Origin of the sequence: Sinomonas atrocyanea (assembly GCF_001577305.1) — a bacterium.
In the GTDB taxonomy this organism is placed as follows: Bacteria; Actinomycetota; Actinomycetes; order Actinomycetales; family Micrococcaceae; genus Sinomonas; species Sinomonas atrocyanea.
Genome location: NZ_CP014518.1, coordinates 2011830 through 2034978, shown reverse-complemented (window position 1 = coordinate 2034978; position 23149 = coordinate 2011830). Strand labels below are relative to the sequence as shown.

General features: G+C 73.1%; 20 protein-coding genes and 1 pseudogene. 4 read left to right on the top strand and 17 right to left on the bottom strand.

Annotated elements, in window-relative coordinates; genetic code table 11:
- Nucleotides 1-77: 77 nt before the first annotated feature.
- The 11 genes and pseudogenes from SA2016_RS20870 to SA2016_RS09265 form a co-directional block, all read right to left on the bottom strand.
- Nucleotides 78-1633, bottom strand: a pseudogene (locus SA2016_RS20870) (ATP-binding cassette domain-containing protein).
- On the bottom strand, nt 1630-2319 hold the full coding sequence (locus SA2016_RS09310) for an energy-coupling factor transporter transmembrane component T (RefSeq protein ID WP_244932789.1): 690 nt from the start codon (nt 2317-2319) through the stop codon (nt 1630-1632). The pseudogene SA2016_RS20870 and the gene SA2016_RS09310 overlap by 4 nt, the downstream one beginning before the upstream one ends.
- A gap of 103 nt (nt 2320-2422) precedes the next feature.
- Complete coding sequence (locus tag SA2016_RS09305) at nt 2423-3241, bottom strand: glycosyl transferase family 9 (protein ID WP_066497533.1); 819 nt, start codon at nt 3239-3241, stop codon at nt 2423-2425.
- Between the two features lie 104 nt (nt 3242-3345).
- Nucleotides 3346-4416, bottom strand: a complete 1071-nt coding sequence (locus SA2016_RS09300; protein ID WP_244932788.1) for a nucleoside hydrolase — start codon at nt 4414-4416, stop codon at nt 3346-3348.
- Between the two features lie 9 nt (nt 4417-4425).
- The gene (locus tag SA2016_RS09295; RefSeq protein ID WP_066497532.1) at nt 4426-5403 is read right to left on the bottom strand and encodes an aldo/keto reductase; all 978 of its coding nucleotides are present in this window, start codon (nt 5401-5403) and stop codon (nt 4426-4428) included.
- 69 nt (nt 5404-5472) lie between these two features.
- Nucleotides 5473-6030 (bottom strand): hypothetical protein, encoded by a 558-nt coding sequence (locus SA2016_RS09290; RefSeq protein WP_066497531.1) that lies wholly within the window; start codon nt 6028-6030, stop codon nt 5473-5475.
- Entirely contained in the window at nt 6027-6611 is a 585-nt protein-coding gene (locus tag SA2016_RS09285) for a DUF402 domain-containing protein (protein WP_066502290.1), read from the bottom strand. The genes SA2016_RS09290 and SA2016_RS09285 overlap by 4 nt, the downstream gene beginning before the upstream one ends.
- 38 nt (nt 6612-6649) lie before the next feature.
- The gene (dxs, locus tag SA2016_RS09280) at nt 6650-8638 is read right to left on the bottom strand and encodes a 1-deoxy-D-xylulose-5-phosphate synthase (RefSeq protein WP_066497530.1); all 1989 of its coding nucleotides are present in this window, start codon (nt 8636-8638) and stop codon (nt 6650-6652) included.
- Between the two features lie 178 nt (nt 8639-8816).
- Entirely contained in the window at nt 8817-11642 is a 2826-nt protein-coding gene (locus SA2016_RS09275; protein WP_066497528.1) for an aconitate hydratase, read from the bottom strand.
- Nucleotides 11643-11803: 161 nt separating this feature from the next.
- Nucleotides 11804-13168 (bottom strand): class I SAM-dependent RNA methyltransferase, encoded by a 1365-nt coding sequence (locus tag SA2016_RS09270; RefSeq protein ID WP_066497526.1) that lies wholly within the window; start codon nt 13166-13168, stop codon nt 11804-11806.
- Nucleotides 13169-13170: 2 nt separating this feature from the next.
- A complete protein-coding gene (locus tag SA2016_RS09265) occupies nt 13171-15144 on the bottom strand; it encodes an APC family permease (RefSeq protein WP_066497523.1) in 1974 nt (657 codons plus the stop codon).
- 56 nt (nt 15145-15200) lie between these two features.
- Between SA2016_RS09265 and SA2016_RS09260 the strand changes: the two genes are divergently transcribed.
- Entirely contained in the window at nt 15201-15875 is a 675-nt protein-coding gene (locus tag SA2016_RS09260; RefSeq protein ID WP_066497521.1) for a potassium channel family protein, read from the top strand.
- Nucleotides 15872-16603, top strand: coding sequence for a potassium channel family protein (locus tag SA2016_RS09255; protein ID WP_066497519.1), 732 nt, complete (start codon nt 15872-15874; stop codon nt 16601-16603). The genes SA2016_RS09260 and SA2016_RS09255 overlap by 4 nt, the downstream gene beginning before the upstream one ends.
- A gap of 64 nt (nt 16604-16667) precedes the next feature.
- On the opposite strand, the gene SA2016_RS09250 is transcribed toward SA2016_RS09255, so the two are convergent.
- The 5 genes from SA2016_RS09250 to dut all read right to left on the bottom strand — a co-directional run bounded on the left by SA2016_RS09250 (nt 16668) and on the right by dut (nt 20381).
- On the bottom strand, nt 16668-17978 hold the full coding sequence (locus SA2016_RS09250) for a hypothetical protein (protein WP_066497516.1): 1311 nt from the start codon (nt 17976-17978) through the stop codon (nt 16668-16670).
- A 32-nt stretch (nt 17979-18010) separates the two neighbouring features.
- The gene (locus SA2016_RS09245) at nt 18011-18772 is read right to left on the bottom strand and encodes a DUF3159 domain-containing protein (protein WP_066497515.1); all 762 of its coding nucleotides are present in this window, start codon (nt 18770-18772) and stop codon (nt 18011-18013) included.
- Between the two features lies 1 nt (nt 18773).
- Nucleotides 18774-19091, bottom strand: coding sequence for a single stranded DNA-binding domain-containing protein (locus SA2016_RS09240; protein WP_066497512.1), 318 nt, complete (start codon nt 19089-19091; stop codon nt 18774-18776).
- Nucleotides 19084-19803 carry a DUF3710 domain-containing protein gene (locus tag SA2016_RS09235; RefSeq protein WP_229710902.1) on the bottom strand — a complete coding sequence of 240 codons (720 nt, stop codon included), beginning with the start codon at nt 19801-19803 and terminating at the stop codon, nt 19084-19086. Before SA2016_RS09235 ends, SA2016_RS09240 begins: the two co-directional genes overlap by 8 nt.
- 68 nt (nt 19804-19871) lie before the next feature.
- Complete coding sequence (dut, locus tag SA2016_RS09230; protein ID WP_066497510.1) at nt 19872-20381, bottom strand: dUTP diphosphatase; 510 nt, start codon at nt 20379-20381, stop codon at nt 19872-19874.
- Between the two features lie 91 nt (nt 20382-20472).
- On the opposite strand from dut, the gene SA2016_RS09225 reads away from it, so the two are divergent.
- Complete coding sequence (locus SA2016_RS09225; RefSeq protein ID WP_066497508.1) at nt 20473-20961, top strand: DUF3093 domain-containing protein; 489 nt, start codon at nt 20473-20475, stop codon at nt 20959-20961.
- A 69-nt stretch (nt 20962-21030) separates the two neighbouring features.
- On the opposite strand, the gene SA2016_RS09220 is transcribed toward SA2016_RS09225, so the two are convergent.
- Nucleotides 21031-21330 (bottom strand): DUF4193 domain-containing protein, encoded by a 300-nt coding sequence (locus tag SA2016_RS09220; protein ID WP_066497506.1) that lies wholly within the window; start codon nt 21328-21330, stop codon nt 21031-21033.
- A gap of 296 nt (nt 21331-21626) precedes the next feature.
- On the opposite strand from SA2016_RS09220, the gene sepH reads away from it, so the two are divergent.
- On the top strand, nt 21627-23147 hold the full coding sequence (sepH, locus tag SA2016_RS09215; RefSeq protein WP_066497503.1) for a septation protein SepH: 1521 nt from the start codon (nt 21627-21629) through the stop codon (nt 23145-23147).
- Nucleotides 23148-23149: the final 2 nt, after the last annotated feature.

The window sequence follows — 23149 nt, the reverse complement described above, 5'->3', positions numbered from 1 at the left end:
CCTGCTCTCGGGCCGCCGCCGCGCGGCCCGGGATCGACCCTACCGGAACCCGGACGGCGGCTTCCGGGTGCGGCTCCTCAGGAGGGCACGAAGCGCCCTCCTTCGAGGGCCAGCACGCGGTGCGCGTGGCGCCTCGCCCACGGCAGGGCATGGGTCGAGAGCACGACGCCGGCCCCCGCCTCCGCGGCCCGGGCCACCACCGCTTCGAGGCACGCGAGCGAGGACCCGTCCAGCCCGACGGTCGGCTCGTCGAGCAGGAGGACGCCCGGCCGGCGCACGAGGACGGTCGCGAGTGCCAGCAGGCGCTGGGCGGCGGCGGGCAGGTCGTACGGATGCGCCTCGGCGTGGGCGGCGAGGCCCACCGCCTCGAGGGCCTCGAGGGCGCGGGCGCGCGCTGCCTCGGGCTCGGGACGGCGGCGGCCGGGCGCCCGCAGGCGCAGCCCGAAGGACACCTCACGCAGGGCGGTGCGCTCGAACAGCTGGTCGCGGGGCTCCTGGAAGAGGGTGCCCACGTGGTCGGCGACCCGGCCCGCCGGGGTCCGCGCGATGTCGGTCCCGGCGACCCGGACGCGGCCCCCTGCGGGCGCAGCAGTCCCGCGAGGTGCCGCAGCGCCGTCGACTTGCCGGCACCGTTGGGCCCGGTGAGGGCCACCACCTCGCCCGGGGCCACCGCGAGGTCCGCCGCGTCGAGGACGCGCCTGCCCGAACCCGGGTAGGCGAAGCAGACCCGTTCGAGGGCCGCGAGCGGCCCTCCCGCTCCAGAGCGCGGGAGGGGGCCGGGGTGGGCACCGCGGCCAGCTGGTCCGGGCGTGGCCAGTCCCTCCTCGCCCGGATCGCGGGCGAGGACGCCCGAGTGGGCGAAGGCGGCGGAGGCGAGCACCTCGGCCGGCCTCCCGGCCGCCACGGCCGACCCGGCGTCCAGGAGGATGCAGTGGTCGGCGCGGCGGGCAATGCGGTCGGCGCACGCGCCGACGACCACGACGGCGGCGCCCCGGGCCCGCTCCGCTGCGATGAGCCGCCAGAGGGCCTCGGCACCCGCTGCGTCGAGCGAGGCGGTGGGGTCATCGAGGATGAGCACGGCGGGCTCGCCGACGATCGCACAGGCGAGGGCTAGGCGGCGCTGCTCGCCCCCGGACAGCTGGGACGGGTTCCTCCCGAGCAGGTCCCCGAGGCCGAGGGAGTGGGCGGCCCGCGCGGTGCGCTCGTGCATCGCGGCGCGCGGCATCCCGCGCTGCTCGAGGGCGAACGCGATCTCCTCGCCGACCGAGGCGGACGCCCCCGTGAGCAGGTCCCCCGGCCGCTGCGGGACGTAGGCGACGTGCTGCCCCCAGGCCCCGAGGCGCAGCCGCGGGTCCTCGGGCAGCCCGCGAAACGCCAGCCGGGCGGCCCGTCCCTCCGAGCCTGGGCCCCGGCCGAGCTCGAGGGACCCGACGAGGGTGTTCTGGCCGCCGGCCACGGCCCAGCCGGCGAGGACCTTCGCCAGGGTCGACGTCCCGCTGCCGGATGCCCCCAGCACCGCGGTGAGGGAGCCCGGCCCGAGCGCGAGGCGGACGTCCTCGAGGACCGGTGGCCCGGCGTCGTACGCGAAGCGCTCCACGTGCGCCGAGAGGACCGGCGGGGCGGCCGCGCTCATCGCCCGCCGCCCGCCACGGCCACAGCGTGGGCCACTCCGGGGACGACGGCGGCCGCCACCATGGCGGCCGAGGCGACGACCAGCGCCCAGCGCAGGGCGCGCTGGGCGGCCGAGTCGGGCTCGTCGACGTACGCGGTGCGGGGGCCGGGAAGGGCCTGTCCGCGCGCGTCGAGCGCGAGGGCGCGCTCGCCGGCCTCGTCCACGAGGGCGAGCACGAGCGGCACGGCCTGGAGCCGGCCCGCGAGGATGCGCCCGCCCGGCCCGGGCCGGACCACGAGCCCGCGGGCCTCCTGGGCCTCGCGGATGCGGCGCATCCGGTCGGCGACCGTGGCCACGAGGCCCAGGGCCGAGGCGAGGACGTAGCCGAGCGGCGCAGGGACGCCGCGCCGCACGAGGGCCGCCCTCAGCACGGCGACGTCGGCCCAGACCGAGAAGGCGAGCATGGTGCAGACGAGCGCGGCGGTGCGCAGCACGAACCCTGCAGCGTAGGCGAGTCCCTCGACCGTGACGCGGGCCGGGCCCCAGGCCACGAGCACCGCCGTCCCCTCGGGGAAGAAGAGCCCGTGGATCAGGAACGCCCAGAGGGCGAACGGCGCGACCACGAGGGCCGCGGCGGCGGCGACGCGCCGCAGCGTCCCCGCGCGCGCGGACAGGACGGCCGCCGCGAGGATCGCCGCCGTCCACACCGCCCAGTGGGAGGCCGCGAGGCACGCGACGGCCCCCGTCCCGGCCAGCGCGAGCCCCGTCAGGGGGTTGAGGGCGCGGGCGGCGGCGGGGGCCGGCGGATGCTCAGGCAGCGGGGGCCGCCTCGGCGCGGCGGCGCCGGGCGAGCACGCGATGCGCCCGGACGAACTCGAAGCGGCCCGTGGCCCGCTGCGGAAGGGCGTAGGCCAGGGCGGCCGCCACGACGAACGTGACGAGCTTGTCCGTCAGGTCGGACGCGATCGAACCCTTGACGACGGACTCGGCGAGGCTGTCCCCCGCGGCCCGGAAGACGGCGATGACAGCCCCGGTCGCCCCGGTGGAGGTCCCGCCGAACACCGCGATCGCGACGGTCGAGCCGATCACCGCCGCGACCGCGCCGGTGACGAGACCGGCGACGGGAACCCACCAGAACCGCCGCACGGCCCCGATCCGCGCGGCGAGGCCCGCGAGGGCGCCGATCGCGGCGGCCCCGGCGGCGAACGGGATGAGGGTCGGGTTGAAGAAGGACCACACGATGGTGCTCAGCAGCCCCGTCGCGGCGCCGGCCGCGGACCCGGCGAGGAAGCCCACGAGCACGGTGCCGATCGAATCGAGGTAGATCGGCACGATGACGGTGCCGACGAACTGGCCGAGCACGATGTTCAGCACGAGGGCCACCGGGATGAGGGCGAGGGTCGTGGTGGGCAGGGTGGGCAGGATGCCGGCGAAGAGGAGGACCGTGGCGATCCCGTAGCCCGTGAGCGCCACGAGGGCGGCCGAGGCCGAGGGCGTGTCCACCGGCTCTGCGGGAGAGGTGGCCACGAGGTAGATGAACGTCGCGACGATGGCAGCGGCCCCGAGGACGATGAGGACCGTCCTGAGCGGGGAGCGGCGCGGGGCGTCTTCTGTCAGGGGGTGCGACATGGCCAAGGCACGTCCTTCACGGATGCTGCGGATGCGGAATAGTGGATCGGCGCCCGCCTATGTCACCTCGGCGGCCGCCCCGGCCGGGCCGGGGCACAGAAATTCTAGCCCACCAGGCGCGCGAGGGCGCCGAGGGAGGCGACGAGCTCTGCGAAGGCCTCGTCCGGGTGGTTGGCGCTCACGATGCGCGCCGAGGGCGGCTCCTCCCACAGGCCCCTGTAGTCCGCGACCGTGGTGCCCATCAGGCGCGGGGCGCGGGTCTCGACATGGACGGCAGCCGTCCGCGCCGCATAGCGTGCGGTCCCGGCGGCCACAGTGGCGGCGAAGTAGTCGTGGATGTGCGCCACGTAGCCCTGGTCGTAGTGCCGGTGGAACTCGAAGTAGAAGCGCAGCATGTCGCTCACGTGCCGGACGAGCCGGTTCGAGGCGGTGGAGCGCTGCCCCTCCGGCTGGTCCGGGAGCACGAGCTCCGGCCCGCTGCAGCCGGCGGCTTCGGCGAGGGCCGCAAGGTGCCCCGGGTGCATCTCGATCCGCTCGGTGGTCTCGAGCGCGCACACGGTCGGGAGCCGGTCCTCGGGCTGGCCCGCGAACGCCGCGAACACCTCGGCGGCAGCGTGCGGGTCCACGTGGGTGTTCCACTCGGCCGTGGGCGTCGTGTTGCCCTGGTAGTAGTAGGCGCCGCCCATGATCACCACGCCCGCGAGCAGCTCGGGGAGGCGCGGTTCGGCGCGCAGGGCGAGCGCGAAGTTGGTCAGCGGGGCGGTGATGAGCGCCGTGAGCTCGCCCGGGCGCGCGCGGGCGGCCTCGACCCAGAGGTCGACGGCGTCGCGCGCCTCGGGCGCCCGGCGCGCCGCGGGCAGCTCGGCGTAGCCGATCCCCTGGGGCCCGTGCGTCTCAGGGGTCGTGACGAGGGGGACCTCGAGCGGCTTCCGCGCCCCGATCGCCACGGGCACCTCGGGCCGCCCGCACAGTTCGAGGAGGGCGAGGTTGTTCGCGGCGACCTGGTCGGCGTCGACGTTGCCCGGGGTGCTCGTGACCGCGACGAGCTCCACCTGCGGCTGGCTGCACAGGTAGAGCAGGGCGAGCGCGTCGTCGATCCCGGTGTCGCAGTCGAGCAGCACCGCCCGGGGCGGACGGCCCGGCTGGTGGGACACCGGGCGGGAGTTCTCGTGCACGCGCCGACCCTAGAAGAGTGCGACGCGCGGCGTCTTCGGGAAGATCTCGTCGAGCTCGGCGAGGTCCTCGGCGCTCGGCTCCCACGAGGCCGCCTCGGCGTTCTGGCGGATCTGCTCGGGCTTGGTGGCGCCGGCGATGACGCTCGCGACCGAGGGCTGCGCGGCGAGCCACGAGAAGGCGACCTGGAGCTCGGTCAGGCCCCGCTCCTCGGCGAAGGCGGAGAACCTGTCGAGCTGGTCCCAGTCGGCGTCGTGGACGAGGTTGGTGCGGGTGTGGGACAGCCGGGAGCCCTCGGGGGCGCTCCCGCGGGAGTACTTGCCGGTGAGGAGCCCGTTCGCCAGCGGGAAGTAGGGCAGGACCCCGAGGCCGTACGCCTCGGCGGCCTCCGTGACCTCCAGCTCGGCGCGCCGGTCGAGGAGGTTGTAGTGGTTCTGGCTCGAGATGAACGGGGTGAAGCCGCCCATCCGCGCCGTGAACTCCGCCTCGGCGATCTGCCAGCCGGTGCGGTTCGAGTGCCCGATGTAGCGCACCTTGCCCTCGCGGACGAGGTCGTCGAGCGCCGAGAGCGTCTCCTCGATCGGGGTCTCGGTGTCCGGGGTGTGGTACTGGTACAGGTCGATCCAGTCGGTGCCGAGGCGGCGGAGGGAGGCCTCGACCGCGGTGCGGATGTAGCGCCGCGAGCCGCGTGCGCCGAAGTCCTTCCCGTTCGCGCCGTGCATGTCCATGCCGAACTTGGTGGCGACCACGACGTCGTCGCGGCGGCCCTTGAGCGCCTTGCCGAGCATCTCCTCGCTCAGCCCGGGGGTGCGGCCGTACACGTCGGCGACGTCGAAGAGGGTGATGCCCGCATCGATCGCGGCGTGGACGACGGCGTCGGTGCCCTCCTGGGTCTCGGTCGGGGTGTTGGCGCGGCCGAGGTTGTTGCAGCCGAGGCCGACGGTCGAGACGGTCAGGCCGGAGCGGCCGAGGCGGCGGTAGTCAGTCATGGGGCCAGACTACCCGTGCGGTCCTGCGCAGGGGCGCGCCTGCCCGTGCCGCGGAGCCGGCCGCGGCGGTCAGAGGGAGAAGCCGCGGACCCCTGCGGGGGCGTGCTTGAGCTTGAACGCGTCCGGGTCGGTCAGCGGCGCGACGGCCACCGAGAGCTTCGTGTAGTCGCTCGTGGCCTCGCGCAGGCACGTCTTGACCGCGGCGACGGCCTTGGCGGGGTCGACGCACGTCGCGAACACATTGAGCCGGCTGTTGCCGATGGCGCTGCCCTCGACCGTCCCGAGCCCGCGCCAGGCGAGGTGGGCCGAGAGGGCCTGGACGGCCTGCCGCTCGAGCGCGCGGTCCCGGTCGGTGCCCTCGGCCGTCTTGAGCGCGAACTGCGCCACGACCCGCCACAGGTCCTCGTCGCCGAGCGGGGCGTAGCCGTCCTGCTCGCACTGGGCAGCGAAGGCGGCCATGAGCCCCTCGGCGGCGGCAGCGTCGACGTCGTGCGTGGCCTCCGTCGCGGACTGGTGGCCGACCACGCCGTGGTTCACCACGAACTGGGCGCCCTCCTCGTCATGCCATGCCTCCCGGAACTCGAGCGTGCCGTCGTCCCTGCGCCGGTAGACGCGCGCGTAGCTCATGGGTTCTCCTTCCGTCCCAACGCCATCCAGGCGTCGGAGATGCCGTCAAAGGGGCCGGTGCCCGCGAGCACGGCCTCGTGCAGCCGCGCGCACTCGGACCGGACCGCCGCGACCAGGCCCTCGGGGTAGGCCATCGCGGCCGCGTGCTCGGCGAACTCGTCCTCGTCGTCGACGAACACGCCGTGACGGGCCGAGCGGACCACGTCGAGGTCCATGTCGACCATGTGGAACTCGACCACACCGGGGTGCCCCTCCCCCGCCGGAGCGCCGATGCGGTGCCAGGCGAGGTCCCACGCGAGGTCCACGTACACGCGGAAGTCGCCGGGGTTGGTGTCGTCGTAGAACGTGGCCGCGTACCCGCCGGCACGCGGGATGAGCAGGACCGCGTCCGAGCGCGTGTGCAGCGCAGCACCGGGGCGCGAGATGAACTCGCCGCGCCCCTGGTAGATCCACCAGCCGTGCTCGTCCTCGCCCAGGCCGAACCCCGGGACCACCCAGTGGCCCGTGCCGTCCCACTTGCGGTTGCGGGCCACCACCAGCTCGCCGGGGCGCGGCGCACCCGCCGGCGGGGGCGGCTGGATCCGCCACGCACCGGGGGCAGCCCCGGCCGCCCGGCCGGTCACAGCTTGGGGAGCGTGCCCGTGGTCGGGGCAGCCTGGCCCGGCAGCGGCCGGGCGAACGGGACCTTGGTCCCCAGGACCTGGGCGACGATGTCGTGCGCGACCTGCTGGGCGGTCAGGCCCACGCGGGCGAGCACCTGGTTCCGTGAGCCGTGGTCGAGGAACTCCACCGGGAGGCCGACCTCGTTCAGCGCGGTGTCCACGCCGGCGGCGCGCATCTCCTGGCGGATCCGCGAACCCACCCCGCCCGCGCGGACGCCGTCCTCGAGGCACACCACGATGCGGTGGCGCGCCGCGAGGCTGATGATGCTCCGCGGCACGGGCAGGACCCAGCGCGGGTCCACGACGGTGGAGCTGATGCCCTGGTGGTCCAGCCGCTGCGCGACCTCGAGGGCGAGGTCGCTCATGGCGCCGACCGCCACGAGCAGGACGTCGGGGCCCGTCTCGCCGTCGGCCTCGGCCACGGTGCCCGTGCGGGCCAGGACGTCGACGCCGTCGTCGAGGCGCTCGAGCGCCTCGGTCTCGGCCCCGACGGTCCCCTTCGAGAACCGCACGACGGTCGGGGCGTCGTCGACCGCGATGGCCTCGCGGAGCTCCTCGCGCAGCCGGGTCGCGTCCCGCGGGGCGGCGAGGTGCAGCCCGGGCACGCTCTGGACGAGCGCCATGTCCCACTGGCCGTGGTGGCTGGCACCGTCGGGGCCGGTGACCCCCGCGCGGTCCAGCACGAGGGTCACGCCGGCCTTGTGCAGCGCGACGTCCATCAGGAGCTGGTCGTAGGCCCGGTTCAGGAAGGTCGCGTACACCGCGACGACGGGGTGGAGGCCGCCGAAGGCGAGGCCCGCGGCGCTCGTGACGGCGTGCTGCTCGGCGATGCCGACGTCGATCACCCGGTCCGGGTGGCGCTGGGCGAACGTGGCGAGGCCGACCGGGATGAGCATGGCGCCGGTGATGCCCACGACGTCCTCGCGCTCGTCGGCGATCGCCGCGATCTCCTCCGCGAAGACCGAGGTCCACGAGGTGCCGCCCCCGGGCCCGGTGGGCTGCCCGGTCTCGGGGTCGATCACGCCGACGGCGTGGAACTGGTCGGCCTCGTGGTTGCGGGCCGGGGCGTAGCCGTGCCCCTTCTCGGTGATCGCGTGGACGATCACGGGGCCGGCGAAGTTCTTGGCGGTCGCGAGCGCCTCCTCGAGGGTGCGCTGGTCGTGGCCGTCCACCGGACCGACGTACTTGAGCCCCAGGTCCTCGAACATGCCCTGGGGCGCCCACCAGTCCTTGATGCCCTTCTTGGTGGCGTGCAGGCCCTTGTACACGAACTGGCCGACGGGGCCGCCGTTCTGCAGGCGCCTCTTGGCGACCTCGAGCATGCCCTCGTAGGCCGGGGCCGTGCGGACCTTGTCGATCGCGGTGCGCAGCGACGCGAGGTAGTCGGCGAGGCCACCGACCGTCGGGGCGTAGGAGCGGCCGTTGTCGTTGACCACGATCACGACCCGGCGGTCCTTGTCCGAGGCAATGTTGTTCAGCGCCTCCCAGGCCATGCCGCCGGTGAGGGCGCCATCGCCCACCACGACCACGGTGTAGCGGTCGCCCTCGCCCGTGAGCTTGCGGGCGCGGGAGATCCCGTCGGCCCAGGACAGCGAGGAGGAGGCGTGCGAGGACTCGACGATGTCGTGCTCGCTCTCGGCGCGGGAGGGGTAGCCGGAGAGGCCGCCCTCCTGCCGGAGGGTCGAGAAGTCCTTGCGGCCGGTCAGGAGCTTGTGGACGTAGGACTGGTGCCCGGTGTCGAAGATGATGCTGTCGCGCGGGGACTCGAAGATGCGGTGGATCGCCAGCGTCAGCTCGACGACGCCGAGGTTCGGCCCGAGGTGGCCGCCGGTCTGGGCGACATTGCGGATCAGGAACTTCCGGATCTCCCCGGCGAGGTCCTCGAGCTCGGCGGGACCGAGCTGGGCGAGGTCCTTCGGCCCCTCGATGGAATCCAAGATGCCCAAGGGCGACTCCTTGCTCGAAACGTGCACGAACCACTCTAACGCCTCCGGGCCCGGGCGGTGGTCCCGGCTACCCGCGCGTAGGGCCGATGCGGCGTGGTCCCGGAGACGCAAGGAGGGCCCCACCGGGTGGTGGGGCCCTCTTGCTGCCGGCCTGCGCTGGCGCCGTCGCCGTGCGGCGTCAGCGCGCCGAGATCTGGCGCAGCACGTACTGCAGGATGCCGCCGTTGCGGTAGTAGTCCGCCTCGCCGGGGGTGTCGATGCGCACGACGGCGTCGAACGAGACCTCGGAACCGTCCTCTGCCGTCGCGGTCACCTTCACCGTGGACGGGGTGGTGCCGTCGTTGAGGGCCGTGATGCCCTGGATCGAGAACACCTCGTTGCCGGTGAGGCCCACGCTCGCGGCGGACTCGCCCTCGGGGAACTGCAGCGGCAGGACGCCCATGCCGATGAGGTTCGAGCGGTGGATGCGCTCGTAGCTCTCGGCGATGACGGCCTTGACGCCCAGCAGCGCGGTGCCCTTCGCGGCCCAGTCGCGCGAGGAGCCCGAGCCGTACTCCTTGCCCGCGATGACCACGAGCGGGGTGCCGGCCTTCTGGTAGTTCATTGCGGCGTCGTAGACGTAGGCCTGCGGGGCGCCGTCCTGCGTGAAGTCCTTCGTGAAGCCGCCCTCGACGCCGTCGAGGAGCTGGTTCTTGATGCGGATGTTCGCGAAGGTGCCGCGGATCATGACCTCGTGGTTGCCACGCCGGGAGCCGTAGGAGTTGAAGTCCTTGCGCTCCACGCCGTGGGCGAGGAGGTACTGGCCCGCCGGGGTGTCCGACTTGAAGGAGCCGGCCGGGGAGATGTGGTCGGTCGTGACCGAGTCGCCGAGCTTGAGCAGCACCCGGGCGCCGTCGATGTCCGCGACCGGCTCCGGCTGCGCCTTCATGCCCTCGAAGTACGGGGGCTTGCGGACGTAGGTGGAGTCCTCCGCCCACTCGAAGGTGTCGCCGGTGGGCGTGGGCAGGGACTGCCAGCGCTCGTCGCCGTCGAAGATCGTCGCGTAGGACTTCGTGAACATGTCCTGGTCGATCGAGGCGTCCATGACCTGCTGGACCTCGTTGGGGTTCGGCCAGATGTCCTTGAGGAAGACGTCGTTGCCGTCCTGGTCCTTGCCGAGGGGATCGGACTCGAAGTCGAAGTCCATGCTCCCGGCCAGGGCGTAGGCGATGACGAGCGGCGGCGAGGCCAGGTAGTTCATCTTCACGTCCGGGTTGATCCGGCCCTCGAAGTTGCGGTTGCCCGAGAGCACCGCGGTCACGGCAAGGTCGTTGGACTGGATCGCCTCGGAGATCTCGGCCTCGAGCGGTCCCGAGTTTCCGATGCACGTGGTGCAGCCGTAGCCGCCCGTGTAGAAGCCGAGCTTCTCCAGGTACGGCACGAGACCCGACTTCTCGTAGTAGTCAGTGACCACCTTCGAGCCCGGCGCCACCGAGGTCTTCACCCACGGCTTGGACACCAGGCCCTTCTCGACCGCGTTGCGCGCCAGGACGGCCGCGGCCAGCATGACGGACGGGTTGGAGGTGTTGGTGCACGAGGTGATCGAGGCGATCGTGACGGCGCCGTGGTCCAGATCGAACTTGCGTCCGTCCTCCATCGACACGGAGACCGGGTTGGACGTCCGGCCGGCAGCACCGTGCGCCGCGGAGTACACCGGGGGCACGCGGTCCGAGTCCGTCACGTGGGAAGCGCCCGTCGTGAAGGACGGCGCGTCCGACGCCGGGAAGCTCTCCTCGAGCGACTCGTCGAGCGAACCCGCGTCCGCCTCGTGCGCAACGTAGTTCAGCAGGTCGTTGCGGAACTCGTCCTTCGCCTCCGTGAGGACGATGCGGTCCTGGGGACGCTTCGGGCCGGCGATCGAGGGAACCACCGTCGAGAGGTCGAGCTCGAGGTACTCGGAGAAGCGCGGCTCGCGGGAGGCGTCGTGCCAGAGGCCCTGCTCCTTGGCGTAGGCCTCGACGAGGGCCACGTTCTCCTCGGAGCGGCCGGTGAGGCGGAGGTAGTCCAGGGTGACGTCGTCGATCGGGAAGATCGCCGCCGTCGAGCCGAACTCGGGGCTCATGTTGCCGATGGTCGCGCGGTTGGCGAGCGGCACCGCCGCGACGCCCTCGCCGTAGAACTCGACGAACTTGCCGACCACGCCGTGCTTGCGCAGCATCTCGGTGATCGTGAGCACGACGTCGGTCGCGGTCGCCCCGGCGGGGATCTCGCCGGAGAGCCTGAAGCCGACCACGCGCGGGATGAGCATGGAGACCGGCTGGCCGAGCATCGCGGCCTCGGCCTCGATGCCGCCGACGCCCCAGCCGAGCACACCGAGGCCGTTGACCATGGTGGTGTGGGAGTCGGTGCCGACGAGGGTGTCGGGGTAGGCGCGCAGCGTGCCCTCAACCTCACGGGTCATGACGGTGCGGGCCAGGTACTCGATGTTGACCTGGTGCACGATGCCCATGCCCGGGGGGACGACCTTGAAGTCCTCGAACGCACTCTGGCCCCACCGCAGGAACTGGTACCGCTCGCCGTTGCGCTGGTACTCGATCTCCATGTTGCGCTCGATCGCGCCGGCGTTGCCGAACACGTCGATCTGGACCGAGTGGTCGATCACGAGCTCGGCCGGGGCCAGCGGGTTGACGCGCGTGGGGTCACCGCCGAGCTCCTTGACGGCCTCGCGCATCGTGGCGAGGTCGACGACGCAGGGCACGCCCGTGAAGTCCTGCATGATGACGCGGGCGGGGGTGAACTGGATCTCGGTGCTCGGCTGGGCGTTCTCGTCCCAGCCGGCCAGGGCGCGGATGTGGTCCGCCGTGATGTTCGCACCGTCCTCGGTGCGGAGCAGGTTCTCCAGGAGGACCTTGAGGCTGAACGGGAGGCTTTCGGCGCCTTCCACAGAATTCAGCCGGAAAATTTCGTACTCGGTTCCGCCGACGTTCAGGACGCCTTTGGCTCCGAAGCTGTCCACAGTGCTCAATGCAGGACTCCTCTCGCAACACTGCCATCTTTGTCCCGGCCTCGCGGGCGGTGCTAGTTAGGCATGCCTAACCGCGGGGCTCCGCGCGTCGGGGCCATCTCCGCCCATCCTAGTTCGCACGGCGCCGCCGGGCGACGGTCCCCGCACAGCGAGACGGCCGCCTACGCTCGCGGCGGCGTGAGCCGGGCGACGGTCTCGACGTGGTGCGTCATCGGGTACAGGTCGAACGCGCGCAGGCCCTCGAGCTGCCATCCCGCCTTCCGGAACCAGCCGAGGTCGCGGGCGAACGAGGCAGGGTCGCAGGCCACGTACGCGATGGCCCGGGGCGCCGCTTCGACGAGCTGGTGCACCGTCTCCCGCCCCGCGCCGGCCCGGGGCGGGTCGAGCACGACGGCGTCGAACGCCCCCGCGCCGCCGTGCCGGCGCAGCACCCGCTCGACCCGTCCCTGCACGACCGCGACCTCGGGCCGGCGCTTGAAGGTCCGCCTCGCGTCGCGGCTCGTGCCGGGGGCGCCCTCGACCGAGAGGACGTGGCCCGCGGGCCCGACGGCGTCGGCGAGGGGCGCGGTGAAGAGGCCCGCCCCGGCATAGAGGTCGGCGACCTGCCCGCCCGGGGCGAGCGCGCCGTCGAGCGCCTCGAGCGCCGCGGCCACGAGGGTCTCCGGCGCGCGCCGGTGGATCTGCCAGAAGCCCTCCCCCGTCACCGTGTAGTGGCGGCCGAGGACCCGCTCGGAGACGGACCCCCGGCCCCGCACGGTGAGGGGGGCCCTGCCGGCGTCGGGGCCGACCGCGCTGGCCGAGACCTCGGGCGAGAGCCGGGCGAGGACATCCGTGAGCCGCGAGGGGGCAACCCCGTCGGCAAGGGTGAACACGACCAGCGGCGCCGAGCCGCAGGCGGGGGCTGCGACCTCGAGGCGCTCGACGCCGTCCAGGTCCAGCTCCCACAGGCGCAGCCGGTTGATCTCCTCGGTGGCGAGCGGCATCGGGCCGACCGGGATGAGGGTCTCGGAGCGGTGGGCGTGCATCGCGAGCCGGCCCTCGGCTGTGACCGAGAAGCTGCAGCGCGTTCGCCACGCGAGGCCGCCGGCGTCGTCGCCCGAGTCCTCGCGGAGGGCGACGGGCTCGACCTCGACGTCCAGCTCGAGGCCGGCGAGGCGCTCGAGCTGCTCGCTGACCACTGCGGCCTTAAGCCGCCGCTGCTCGTCCAGGGCGATGTGGCCGAACTCGGCCCCGCCGACCGGCGGCCGGCCGGCGCGGTGCGCCTTCAGGGAGTCAGCGAGGTCCCACACGTGGTCGCGCCGGTGGGTCGAGGGTTCGAGGACGTCGACGACATCGGCGCGCCAGAACGTCGCCTCGGGTGCGGCGTCGGTGAGCTCGGCCCGCACGAGCTCGCCGGGGAGGCCGTGGCGGACGAAGACGACCCGGCCCTCGTGTCGGGCGACCATGTGGCCGCCGTGGGCCACGGGCCCGAGCCGCAGCTCGAGGGTGCGGCCGGGGGCGTTCTCCTGCTCGGTTCCGGGGGACATGCTCACAGCTCCTGCAGCCTCCTGGCTTCCTCGCTCGACTTCAGCTGCCACGGCACCGAGGCCACCATGACCCCTGGCTCGAAGTGGAGCCGGGTCTTGATCCGCAGGGCGGTCTGGTTGTGCACGAGCTGCTCCCACCACTTGCCCACCACGTACTCGGGGATGTAGACGACGATCAAGTCGCGCGGGGAGTCCCGGCGCATGCCCCGGATGTAGTCCATGAGCGGGGTGATCGTCTCCCGGTAGGGACTTGCGAGCACGGTGAGGGGAACGGGGATCCCGAGCTTCTCCCAGTCCGCGACGGTCTGGGCCGTCTCCTCGGGGCTGATGTCCACGGTGACGGCGTCGAGCCTCGACGGCCTCGAGGCGCGGGCGTAGGCGAGCGCCCTCAGCACAGGCTTGCGGACGTGGGAGACGAGCAGGACGGCGTGGACCCTGCTGGGCAGCGCGCGGGCCGAGGGGTCGTCGCCCACCGCGAGCTCGCGTGCGACGTTGGTGTAGTGGGCGTGGATGCTCCACATGACGAGGAAGATCACGAACATGGCCAGGAGCGCGATCCAGGCGCCGTGCTCGAACTTGGTGATGAGGACGATGACGAGCACGGTGCCCGTCATCGCGAACCCGATGCCGTTGATGATCCGCGAGCGCTGCATGCGCACCCGCACGCTGCGGTCCTTGACCCGCTTGAGCTCGCGCGTCCAGTGGCGGATCATGCCCAGCTGGCTCAGGGTGAACGAGACGAAGACGCCGACGATGTACAGCTGGATGAGGCGGGTCACGTCGGCGTCGAACGCGATGATGAGGACGATCGCGCCGGCGGCGAGGGCGAGGACTCCGTTGCTGAAGGCGAGCCGGTCGCCGCGGGTGCGCAGCTGGCGGGGCAGGTAGCCGTCCTGGGCCAGGATCGAGCCGAGCACGGGGAAGCCGTTGAAGGCGGTGTTGGAGGCGAAGACGAGGATGACGCCGGTGGCCGCCACCACGATGTAGAAGGGGATGCTCCCGCCGCCGAACACGGAATCGGCGATCTGGCCGATGACCGGGGTCTGGATGTAGTCGCCGGAGAGCGGCTTGCCGTTGAGGAGCAGCTCGCTCGCAGGGTCCTGGACGAGGTGCACGCGGGTCGCGTTGGCGAGGAAGATGATCCCGGCGAGCATCGACGCGGCCACGGCGCCGAGCAGCAGGAGCGTGGTGGCGGCGTTCTTGCTCTTGGGCGCCCGGAAATTCGGCACGCCGTTGCTGATCGCCTCGACGCCGGTGAGGGCGGCGGCGCCAGAGGAGAAGGCCCTCAGGAGCAGGAAGCCGCCCGCGATCCCCACGAGTCCCTGGTCGAACTCCGGGGACGCGACGATGGTGAAGGCGGCGCTCTGCGCGGGGCGGAGCGTGCCGGTGAACCACTGCACGAGGCCCACGGCAGTCATGCCGAGGATCGAGAGCATGAAGAGGTAGGTCGGCACCGCGAACACGGTCCCGGCCTCGCGGATGCCCCTCAGGTTCACGAGGGCGAGCACCACCACGGAGGCGACCGCGATGACGGCCTGCGTCCCGTGCAGCGAGGGCACGGCGGTGGTCAGGTAGGACGCGGCGGAGGAGATCGACACGGCGACGGTGAGGACGTAGTCGACGAGGAGGGCGCTGGCGACGGTGAGCCCTGCGAAGCGGCCGAGGTTCTCGGTGGCGATCTCGTAGTCGCCGCCGCCCGAAGGGTACGCATGGACGTTCTGCCGGTACGACGCCACCACCGTGACGAGCACGAGCATGACGGCGAGTCCCACCCAGGGCGAGAGGGACACCGCCGAGACACCGGCGAGGGCAAGGGTCAGAAGGATCTCGTCGGGCGCGTAGGCGACGGACGAGAGCGCATCCGAGGCGAAGATCGGAAGCGCGATGCGCTTGGGCAGCAGCGTGTGCGTGAGCCGATCGTTGCGCAGAGCGCGGCCCACAATCACGCGCTTGACCGCATTGAGAATCGTCAGCACCCTGACACGTTATGCGACAACCGCGGGCGGTGTCATCGCGCGGTAGATTGGGGGCCATGGCGCACTACGTGATCATGGGGTGCGGCCGTGTCGGCGTGACACTGGCCCACACCCTCGAGGACTCCGGCCACTCGGTCGCGATCATCGACCAGGACGACCGCGCCTTCCGACGCCTGCGCCGGACGTTCTCCGGACGCAAGGTCACGGGCATCGGCTTCGACCGGGACACGATGAAGCAGGCCGGGATCGAGGAGGCCTACGCCTTCGCCGCCGTCTCGAGCGGGGACAACTCGAACATCCTCGCCACCCGCGTGGCGAGGGAGACGTTCCATGTCCAGCACGTCGTCGCGCGCATCTACGACCCCGGCCGCGCCGAGATCTACCAGCGTCTGGGCATCCCGACCGTTGCCGCCGTGCGCTGGAGCGCGGACCAGGTGCTGCGCCGGATCCTGCCCGAATCGGGCGTCGCCGGCGACTTCCGGGAGCCCTCGGGCCGGCTCGTGCTCTCCGAGGTCACGCTGGATCCCGCGTGGCTCGGGCACCCGCTGGGCGCGATCGAGCGCGCCGCGGGAGTCCGGGTGGCCTACATCACCCGTTTCGGCGAGGGCGTCCTGCCCACGCCGAACACGGCGTACCAGGAGGGCGACACCGTGCACGCCATGATGGACATCTCCGACGCCGCCGAGGTCTCCCGCATCCTGTCCGCTCCGCCCGCGAAGGAGTCCGAGTGAAGGTCATCATCGCCGGGGCCGGCAGCGTGGGCAGCTCGATCGCCCGCGAACTGCTGGCGCACCGCCACGAGGTCCTCCTCGTCGACCCCAAGCCCGAGGTGATTGGCCGCAGCGGCCTGCGCGGGGCGAAGTGGCTCATCGGCGACGCGTGCGAGCTCTCGACACTCAAGGAGGCCCGCGTCGACGAGGCCGACGTGGTCGTCTCCGCCACGGGCGACGACAAGGTCAACCTCGTGGTCTCCCTGCTGGCGAAGACGGAGTTCGGCGTGGGCCGCACCGTCGGCCGGGTCAACAACCCGAAGAACGACTGGATGTTCGACGGCTCCTGGGGCGTCGACGTCGCAGTCAACACGCCGCGCCTCATGACGGCGCTGGTCGAGGAGGCCGTGGAGATCGGCGACGTCGTGCGCCTCCTGACGCTCCAGACTGGCGTCTCCTCCCTCGTGGAGTTCACGGTGCCCGCCGACTCCCACGTGGTGGGCAAGACGGTGGGGCAGATCGACTGGCCGGAGGACTGCACGCTCGTGGCGATCCTGCGCGACCAGAAGCCGGTGGCGCCGAGCCGCGACGACGTGGTCGACCACCGCGACGAGCTGTTCTTCATCTCGACGATCGCCGCCGAGGACGAGCTGCGCCGCCTCCTCGCTCCCCAGACGGAGTCGGGCGGCGAGGGCCAGGCGCGCCCGGCAGAGGCCGGCGAGGACGAGGACGACGCGTTCGACGGCTGAGTCCGTCCGCCTCCCTCGGCGGAACTCCCCTGCCGTCTGCCGCCCCGCGCCGGGCTTGCCCGGCTTACCCGGCGGGCGCGGGCGGCACCGGCGGGACCGCCGGAGGAGTCCCGGGAGGCCGGGTGTCCCGCGGTGCCCTGGGGACGCCGCGGACGAAGCGCCGGTATCCGACGAAGAGGACGACGGCGACCGCCACCGCGAGCGCGACGAACACGACCCCCTGCTCCCCCGCGACCGCGGCCGGAGCCACCCCGGCGACGAGGGTGAGGAGTCCGCCGACCACGAGCGCGTTGCCGACCGCCGCCGCGCGGCGCTCGAGCACGAGGCTCGCCAGAAGGAACACCACCGCGACGACCGTGGCGCTCAGGCTCACCGTCCGGAGCCACTCCGAAGACGGCTCGGCGTCCTCGGGCGGGGGGTAGAACGCGAAGACGCCCACGAAGAAGACCACCACGCTGAGCGCTCCGACGGCGACGGGATGCAGCACCGAGAACACCCTCGAGCCCACCCGTGAACCCGTCGCCGCGGCGCCGGTCCCGCGCCGCAGCGGGGCGCCGAGCCGCAGGTGTCCCGTCGCGAGCGCACCGAGGAGCCCGAGGACGCCGACACCGAGGGAGACCAGCGTGGTCTTCGGGCTGATCGCCCCGGCCGAGGCGACGACGAGGGTGACGACGCCGCCGAGGAGCAGGGCGTCGGCCGGGATGGACGCCCGGCGCAGCAGCGCGAAGCCGACGAGGATCAGGACCGCTGCCGCGGCCGTGCCGATGAGCCCGGCGTTCCTCTCGTAGACGGCGAGGACGCCCGGGTAGCCCGGGCCGCTGTAGCCGGACAGCACCGGAGGCGGGTAGAAGGCCTGGAGGCCGAGCGAGACGACGGTCGCCGCGAGAGGGGCCGCGGCGAGCGGGAAGACGACGGCAAGGGCGGTCTCGTCCGCGGCCTCCGCGCGGCGCTCCCGGAGGCGCGGCAGCCGGCCGGACTGGCGCAGGAAGAGCGCGGCGAGGGCGAGGACGAGGCCGACACCCACAGCCCCGACGGCGGGTGCAGCAGGCAGGCCCGGCCCCGCCCCGGAGCCTCGCGCCGCCGCGTAGATGAGCGTGAACACCCCGCCCAGCAGGAGGCCTTCAGCCAGCGCCGCGGCGCGCGCCGGGAGGAGCGAGCCGGCCGCGAGCAGGACCACCGCGAGCCCGGACAGCACGGCCGCCGCGATGCGCTCATAGGCCTGGAGCGAGGCGAGATAGGCCTCATACGGGGCCTCGTAGCCGGGCGACGGCGACTCCGGCTGCGGGTAGACGGCCTGGAGGCCGAACCCGATCAACAGTGCCAGCAGCACTCCCAGGAAGACCGGGAAGACGATGCGCAGTGCCTTGTTCTCCACGCTCCGACGCTACGCCGGTGCGCGGGCCCGACCTAGGGGCTTGTGTCCCGCACCTCGTTGCCCGCGGGCGGTTCGCCGGCCACGGGGCGGGTGATGAGCCAAGCGACCCACAGTCCGAGCGCGTACAGCGGCACACCCATGATGAGGCGCGTGGCCCCCAGGGCGACGAGGCCGGCGTCGCCCATGAGGTAGAGGGGAACCTGGACGAGCAGGCGCAGCCCGAGCACCGCGACCATGACCCACGTGCCGAGCCGGTACTGCCGCGCCCTGACGGCATCGTTGCGCCAGTGGACGCCCTCGTTGCGGAGGAAGCCGAAGATGACGCCCATGAGCGGCCACTTGACGAGGATCGAGGCGACGAGCGCCACGATGTAGCCCGCGTTCGTGAGGAAGCCGGAGAGGTAGAAGTTCTCGGCGCGGCCGGAGAACACGGCCAGCGCGGCCGAGACGGCCACGCCGATGATCCCCGCGAAGGCCTGGGTGGGAGGCGTGCGCCCCACGAGGCGCACCACGACGAACACTGCCGCCACCGCGAGGGAGAGCACGGCGGAGAGCACGAGGTCCTGCACGAGCGTGAAGCAGACGAGGAAGACCAGACCCGGCAGGACGCTCTCGAGGAGGCCGCGGACGCCGCCGGCGCTGCGGAGCACGTCGATCCGGCCGTCGTCGTGGCGGTGGAGTCCGGCCCGTGCGGCGTAGGCGCCGGCGAGGTCGGCGCCCGTGGGCACGCGGCCGGGGCGCGGGCCGGCGCCCTCGTCGTCGCGGGGGTCGGCGGGTCCGGGGGCGGAGCTCACGTCAGTCCTCCTGGGCCAGGATCTCGTAGCGCGGGTTGTAGATGGTGGGGACGCCATGGAAGTGCGCCAGCATGCCCGAGAACCGCAGCCGGGTCCCGGCATTGACGCCGCTGATCCGCCGGCGTCCGAGCCAGACGAGGCACAGGGCGGGCCCGCTCCCGGGGCGTTCGCGCTCGTCCTCGATCACCGCGGTGAGCCGCGGCGCCTCGTCGACGGGCACGAAGGTGAGCGACCGCACGAGGCCCTCGCCGGAGACGAGGCCACGTTCGGGGAGCCCGCCGAAGCCCTCGAGCCGGACGGGCGCCGTGGCGTCAGCCAAGATGCGTGGTCTCCGGTCCGCGTTCGGGCGCGTGCGGCGCGTGCTGCGCATGGCCGTTCTCGTGCGGCGCGGCCTCGACGGGGATGCGCAGCGGGAGCAGCTCGCGGGGCGGGAGCGGGGACTCGCCGCGGTCCACGACCACGTGGCGGAAGAGGTCCTCGAGCGCGGCGGAGGCCTCGCGGCTCTCCGCGGCCTGGCCGCCGATCACGCCGCGCAGGAACCAGCGCGGACCGTCGACGCCCATGAAGCGGGCCGCGCGGTAGCTGCGGCGCTCCCCCGTCGCGTCGGCAGGAAGGCGCGCGAGCAGCTCCGGACCGAAGCTGCCTTCGGTCTCCTCCACGGTGCCGCCCTGGCTCGCCACGGACTGGGCGATCTGGGCCCGGATCTCGCCCCACAGCCCCTCGGAGCGGGGGGCGGCGAACGCCTGGAGCTGGAGGCTCGAGCCGGCAAGGTCCATCGTCACGGCCACGACGCGCTGCGTGGCCTCCTCGAGCTCGAGGCGCAGCTGGAGGCCCTCGGTGGGGCGGACGAGGATCGAGCCCAGGTCCACGTAGCCGGTATCGGTGCTGGCCTCGCTCGCATCGAACGGGCCCTTCTGGGCGCGCCCGTAGCCGCTCTTGTCCGGCTCGGGACGCTTCCGGGTCGACTGTCCGAGGACCGAGGGGTCCTCGGACGTCAGCTTGGCGTTCTTGCCGCGTCCGAACAGTGCCACACACACTCCTTTGTCTTGCCGGCGGTTCCGGCAGCCCGCTTCCGCCGAACGCCCGGTCGGGCGGGGCGCTAGGGGGCGGTGAATCCGCCCGTCGAGCCGAACCCCCCCGAGCCGCGCACGGAGTCGGACAGGTCCTCGACGGGCACGAAGCGCGCATGTTCCACGCGCTGGATCACCATCTGAGCGATTCTATCGCCGCGGCGGAGGGCGATCGGTTCGGACCGGTCCGTGTTGAGGAGGGTCACCGCGATCTCGCCGCGGTAGCCGGCATCAACCGTGCCGGGCGCGTTGACGACCGTGAGCCCGTGCTTGGTCGCGAGGCCCGACCGGGGATGGATGAGGGCAACGTAGCCGAACGGGAGCGCGATGCTCACGCCGGTCGGCACGAGCGCGCGCTCACCCGGGCGGAGCGTCACGTCCACGCGGGCCCGCAGGTCTGCGCCCGCGTCGCCGGGATGGGCGTACGCGGGCGGCTCGAGGCCGTCGTCGAGCATCTTGAGCTGGACGTCGAGGGTCGGCGCCCACGCCGGGGACTGGTCCGGGGCCGCGTGGTCGGGGGCTGTCTGCTGCGCGCTCACCCGTCAACTCTAGCGGGCCGGCGGCGGCGCCCTGTGCCCCCGGGGCTCCCAGCTTTTGTCCTCGCGGGCGCCGGGGTGGAAAGCTTGGCCTATGCCTGACGCCACGACGCCCGCCTCCGGGGCGAGCACCGCCGACCCCATCGTCTATTCCGAGAAGCTCTGGCCGGCCTGGTGGGTGTGGATCGTCGTCCTGGGCGTCTCCGGTGCGGGGATCCTCGTGTTCGCGCCCATCAGCATGGCTGCCGGCTACACCGGTGCCGCCGTCCTGCTCGTCATCCTCGTGGCGATCCTCGTGGCGTCCACGCCCGCCATCGTGGTGACGAGGTCTTCGTTCCGGGCCGGCCGCGCCACACTCCCGCGGACCTTCACGGGGACCGTCGAGGCGTTCGACGGGGACGAGGCCACCGCCGAGCGCGGCCCGCGCCTGAACGGGCTGGCCTACCTGTGCATCCGGGGGTGGATCCGTCCGGTGGTCCGCGTCGAACTCACGGATCCCGAGGACCGCACACCGTACTGGCTCGTCTCGAGCCGCCACCCGGACCGTCTTGTCGCCGCCCTCGGCGAGGCTCCCCGCCGCTGAGACGACGGCGGCCCCGGCGCTGCACGCGCCGGGGCCGCCTCTCGCGTGGGCTGCCTGGAGCCAGAGCGCTCAGCCCTCGCACTCCTTGCAGTAGAGCAGGCCGTTCTTCTCCCGGGCGATCTGGGAGCGGTGACGGACGAGGAAGCACGAGGCGCACGTGAATTCGTCGGCCTGCGCGGGCAGCACCCGGACCAGGAGTTCCTCGCCGGAGAGGTCCGCACCGGGGAGCTCGTAGCTGTCCGCGGCCTCCGCCTCGTCCTCGTCCACCGCGGCAGACTGCTTGTCGGTACGGCGGGACTTCAGCTCCTCGATCGAATCCTCGTTGAGCTCTTCCTCGTTCTTGCGCGGCGCATCGTAATCGGTCGCCATAGTTCTTCGTTCACGCTCCGGTAGCTAGCCATGTCACGTGGCATCCCACGTAGTCCAGTCCAACGCACTCGGCCCCCATTTTGTGCCCAGTGACGGGGAGATTGTTCCCGATGAGCAGGCAAAACGCCACTTCGCCCCGGAACATTCCCGACACGCGACGCCCGCCGGCTCCGCGGCGGTCCCGCCGCGTGGCCCGTCCGGGCCGCCATTTTCGCGGCACACCGACGGCCTGCGGGCCTTCGGCGCCCGCGGATGGCACAGTTCTACTCAGACCTAGAGCAAGCTGGAGGGCGTCCATGCGGGAGCGAGCGCACGATCAGGCGGAAGAGCTGCGCCTCGTCGGGGTCCACGAGGACGGTGCACACCTCATCGTGAGCGCCGCGAACGGGGACGTGTTCCGGCTGCCGCTGGACGAGGCCCTGCGCCGCGCGGTGTCGCGGCCGGCTCCCCAGCGCCCTGCGCCATCCGGCTCGGACGGCGCAGGCATGACTCCGCGCCAGATCCAGGCGGAAATCCGCGCGGGCGCCACCGCGGAGGAGGTCGCCGCGTCCTCGGGCGTCCCGCTCGCCAGGGTGCAGCGCTTCGAGGGACCCGTCCTGGCCGAGCGCGAGCACATGGCGCGCCGCGCACAGGCCGTGGAGGTTCCCGGGCGGCTGCCCGCCCAGGAGGCGCTGCGCGGCCCGGCGGCGGACCGGCCTGTGACGCTCGGCGAGATGGCCGCGTACCGGCTCTCGCTCCACGGTGTCGCCGCAGGGGCCGTCGAGTGGGACTCGTGGCGCCGGCCCGACGGACAGTGGACCGTCGTCGCACGCTTCGCCCTTCCGGAGGGCGCGCCGTCGTCCATCGGCGAGGAGCCCCCCGCGATGTGGACCTTCCACCCCGGGCACCGCACGGTGGCCAACGCGAACCGGTGGGCACAGCAGCTCAGCGAGCTCGAGCCGCTCGACGGGCCGGCTCCCCGCCGCCGGCTCGCGGCCGTCTCGGACCGCCCCTTCGATGTCGAGGCCCCCGAGGAGCACCACGGCGGCGAGCTGGACCGCGAGGGCGAGCTGCTGGACATGCTGCGCGCGCGCCGAGGCCAGCGGCTCGGCGTCGACGAGGACGGCGACGATGCCCTCGCGCTGCTCCTCACCCACGGCATCCCGGCGGCCCATCCGCGGTCCCCGGAGGCCGATGAGGCCGATCCGGAAGCTGATCCCGTCGAGCACCGTCGGGCCGGCGAGTGGGAGCGCGGTGCGTGGGACGCTCCCCGGGCGCGCGGCCACCGGGACCGCGACCCGGAGCGCCACGGCGCGCCGCCCATGGACCAGGACGAGGACACCGCGGACGACGACGGGCGGCCGGCGCCGCGGGGCGGCATCACCTCGCTGCTCTCCCGCCTCAACGTCCGCACCGCCCAGGACGCCGATTCGCGGCTCGACCTCGGGCCCGGCGTGAGCACTGCCACGACCGAGATGACGGTCGTGCCGTCGGCCCGGCCGTCCGCAGACGGCTCCTCTGACGACGGCGACCGGACGCACCGCGGCGTCGACGGCCGCGGCGCAGGGCCCGCCACCCCCGTGCAGGCCCCCGTGCAGGGGCCGCGGGAGTCCGTGGAGGGAGAGGCGCCGCACGGGGAGGAATCCCCGGAACGGCCGGAGATGCCGGAGCGCCCGCGGGAGCCGGAGCGCGCCGTCGGGCCGGGCACGCCCGCGGACCGGGAGCCGCCGCGTCCGGAGCCGGCGGCCCAGGGCGAACCCACGCGGAGGTCCTCCCGCCCCAAGCGCTCTTCGGTCCCCAGCTGGGACGAGATCGTCTTCGGCACCAAGGGCGACTGACC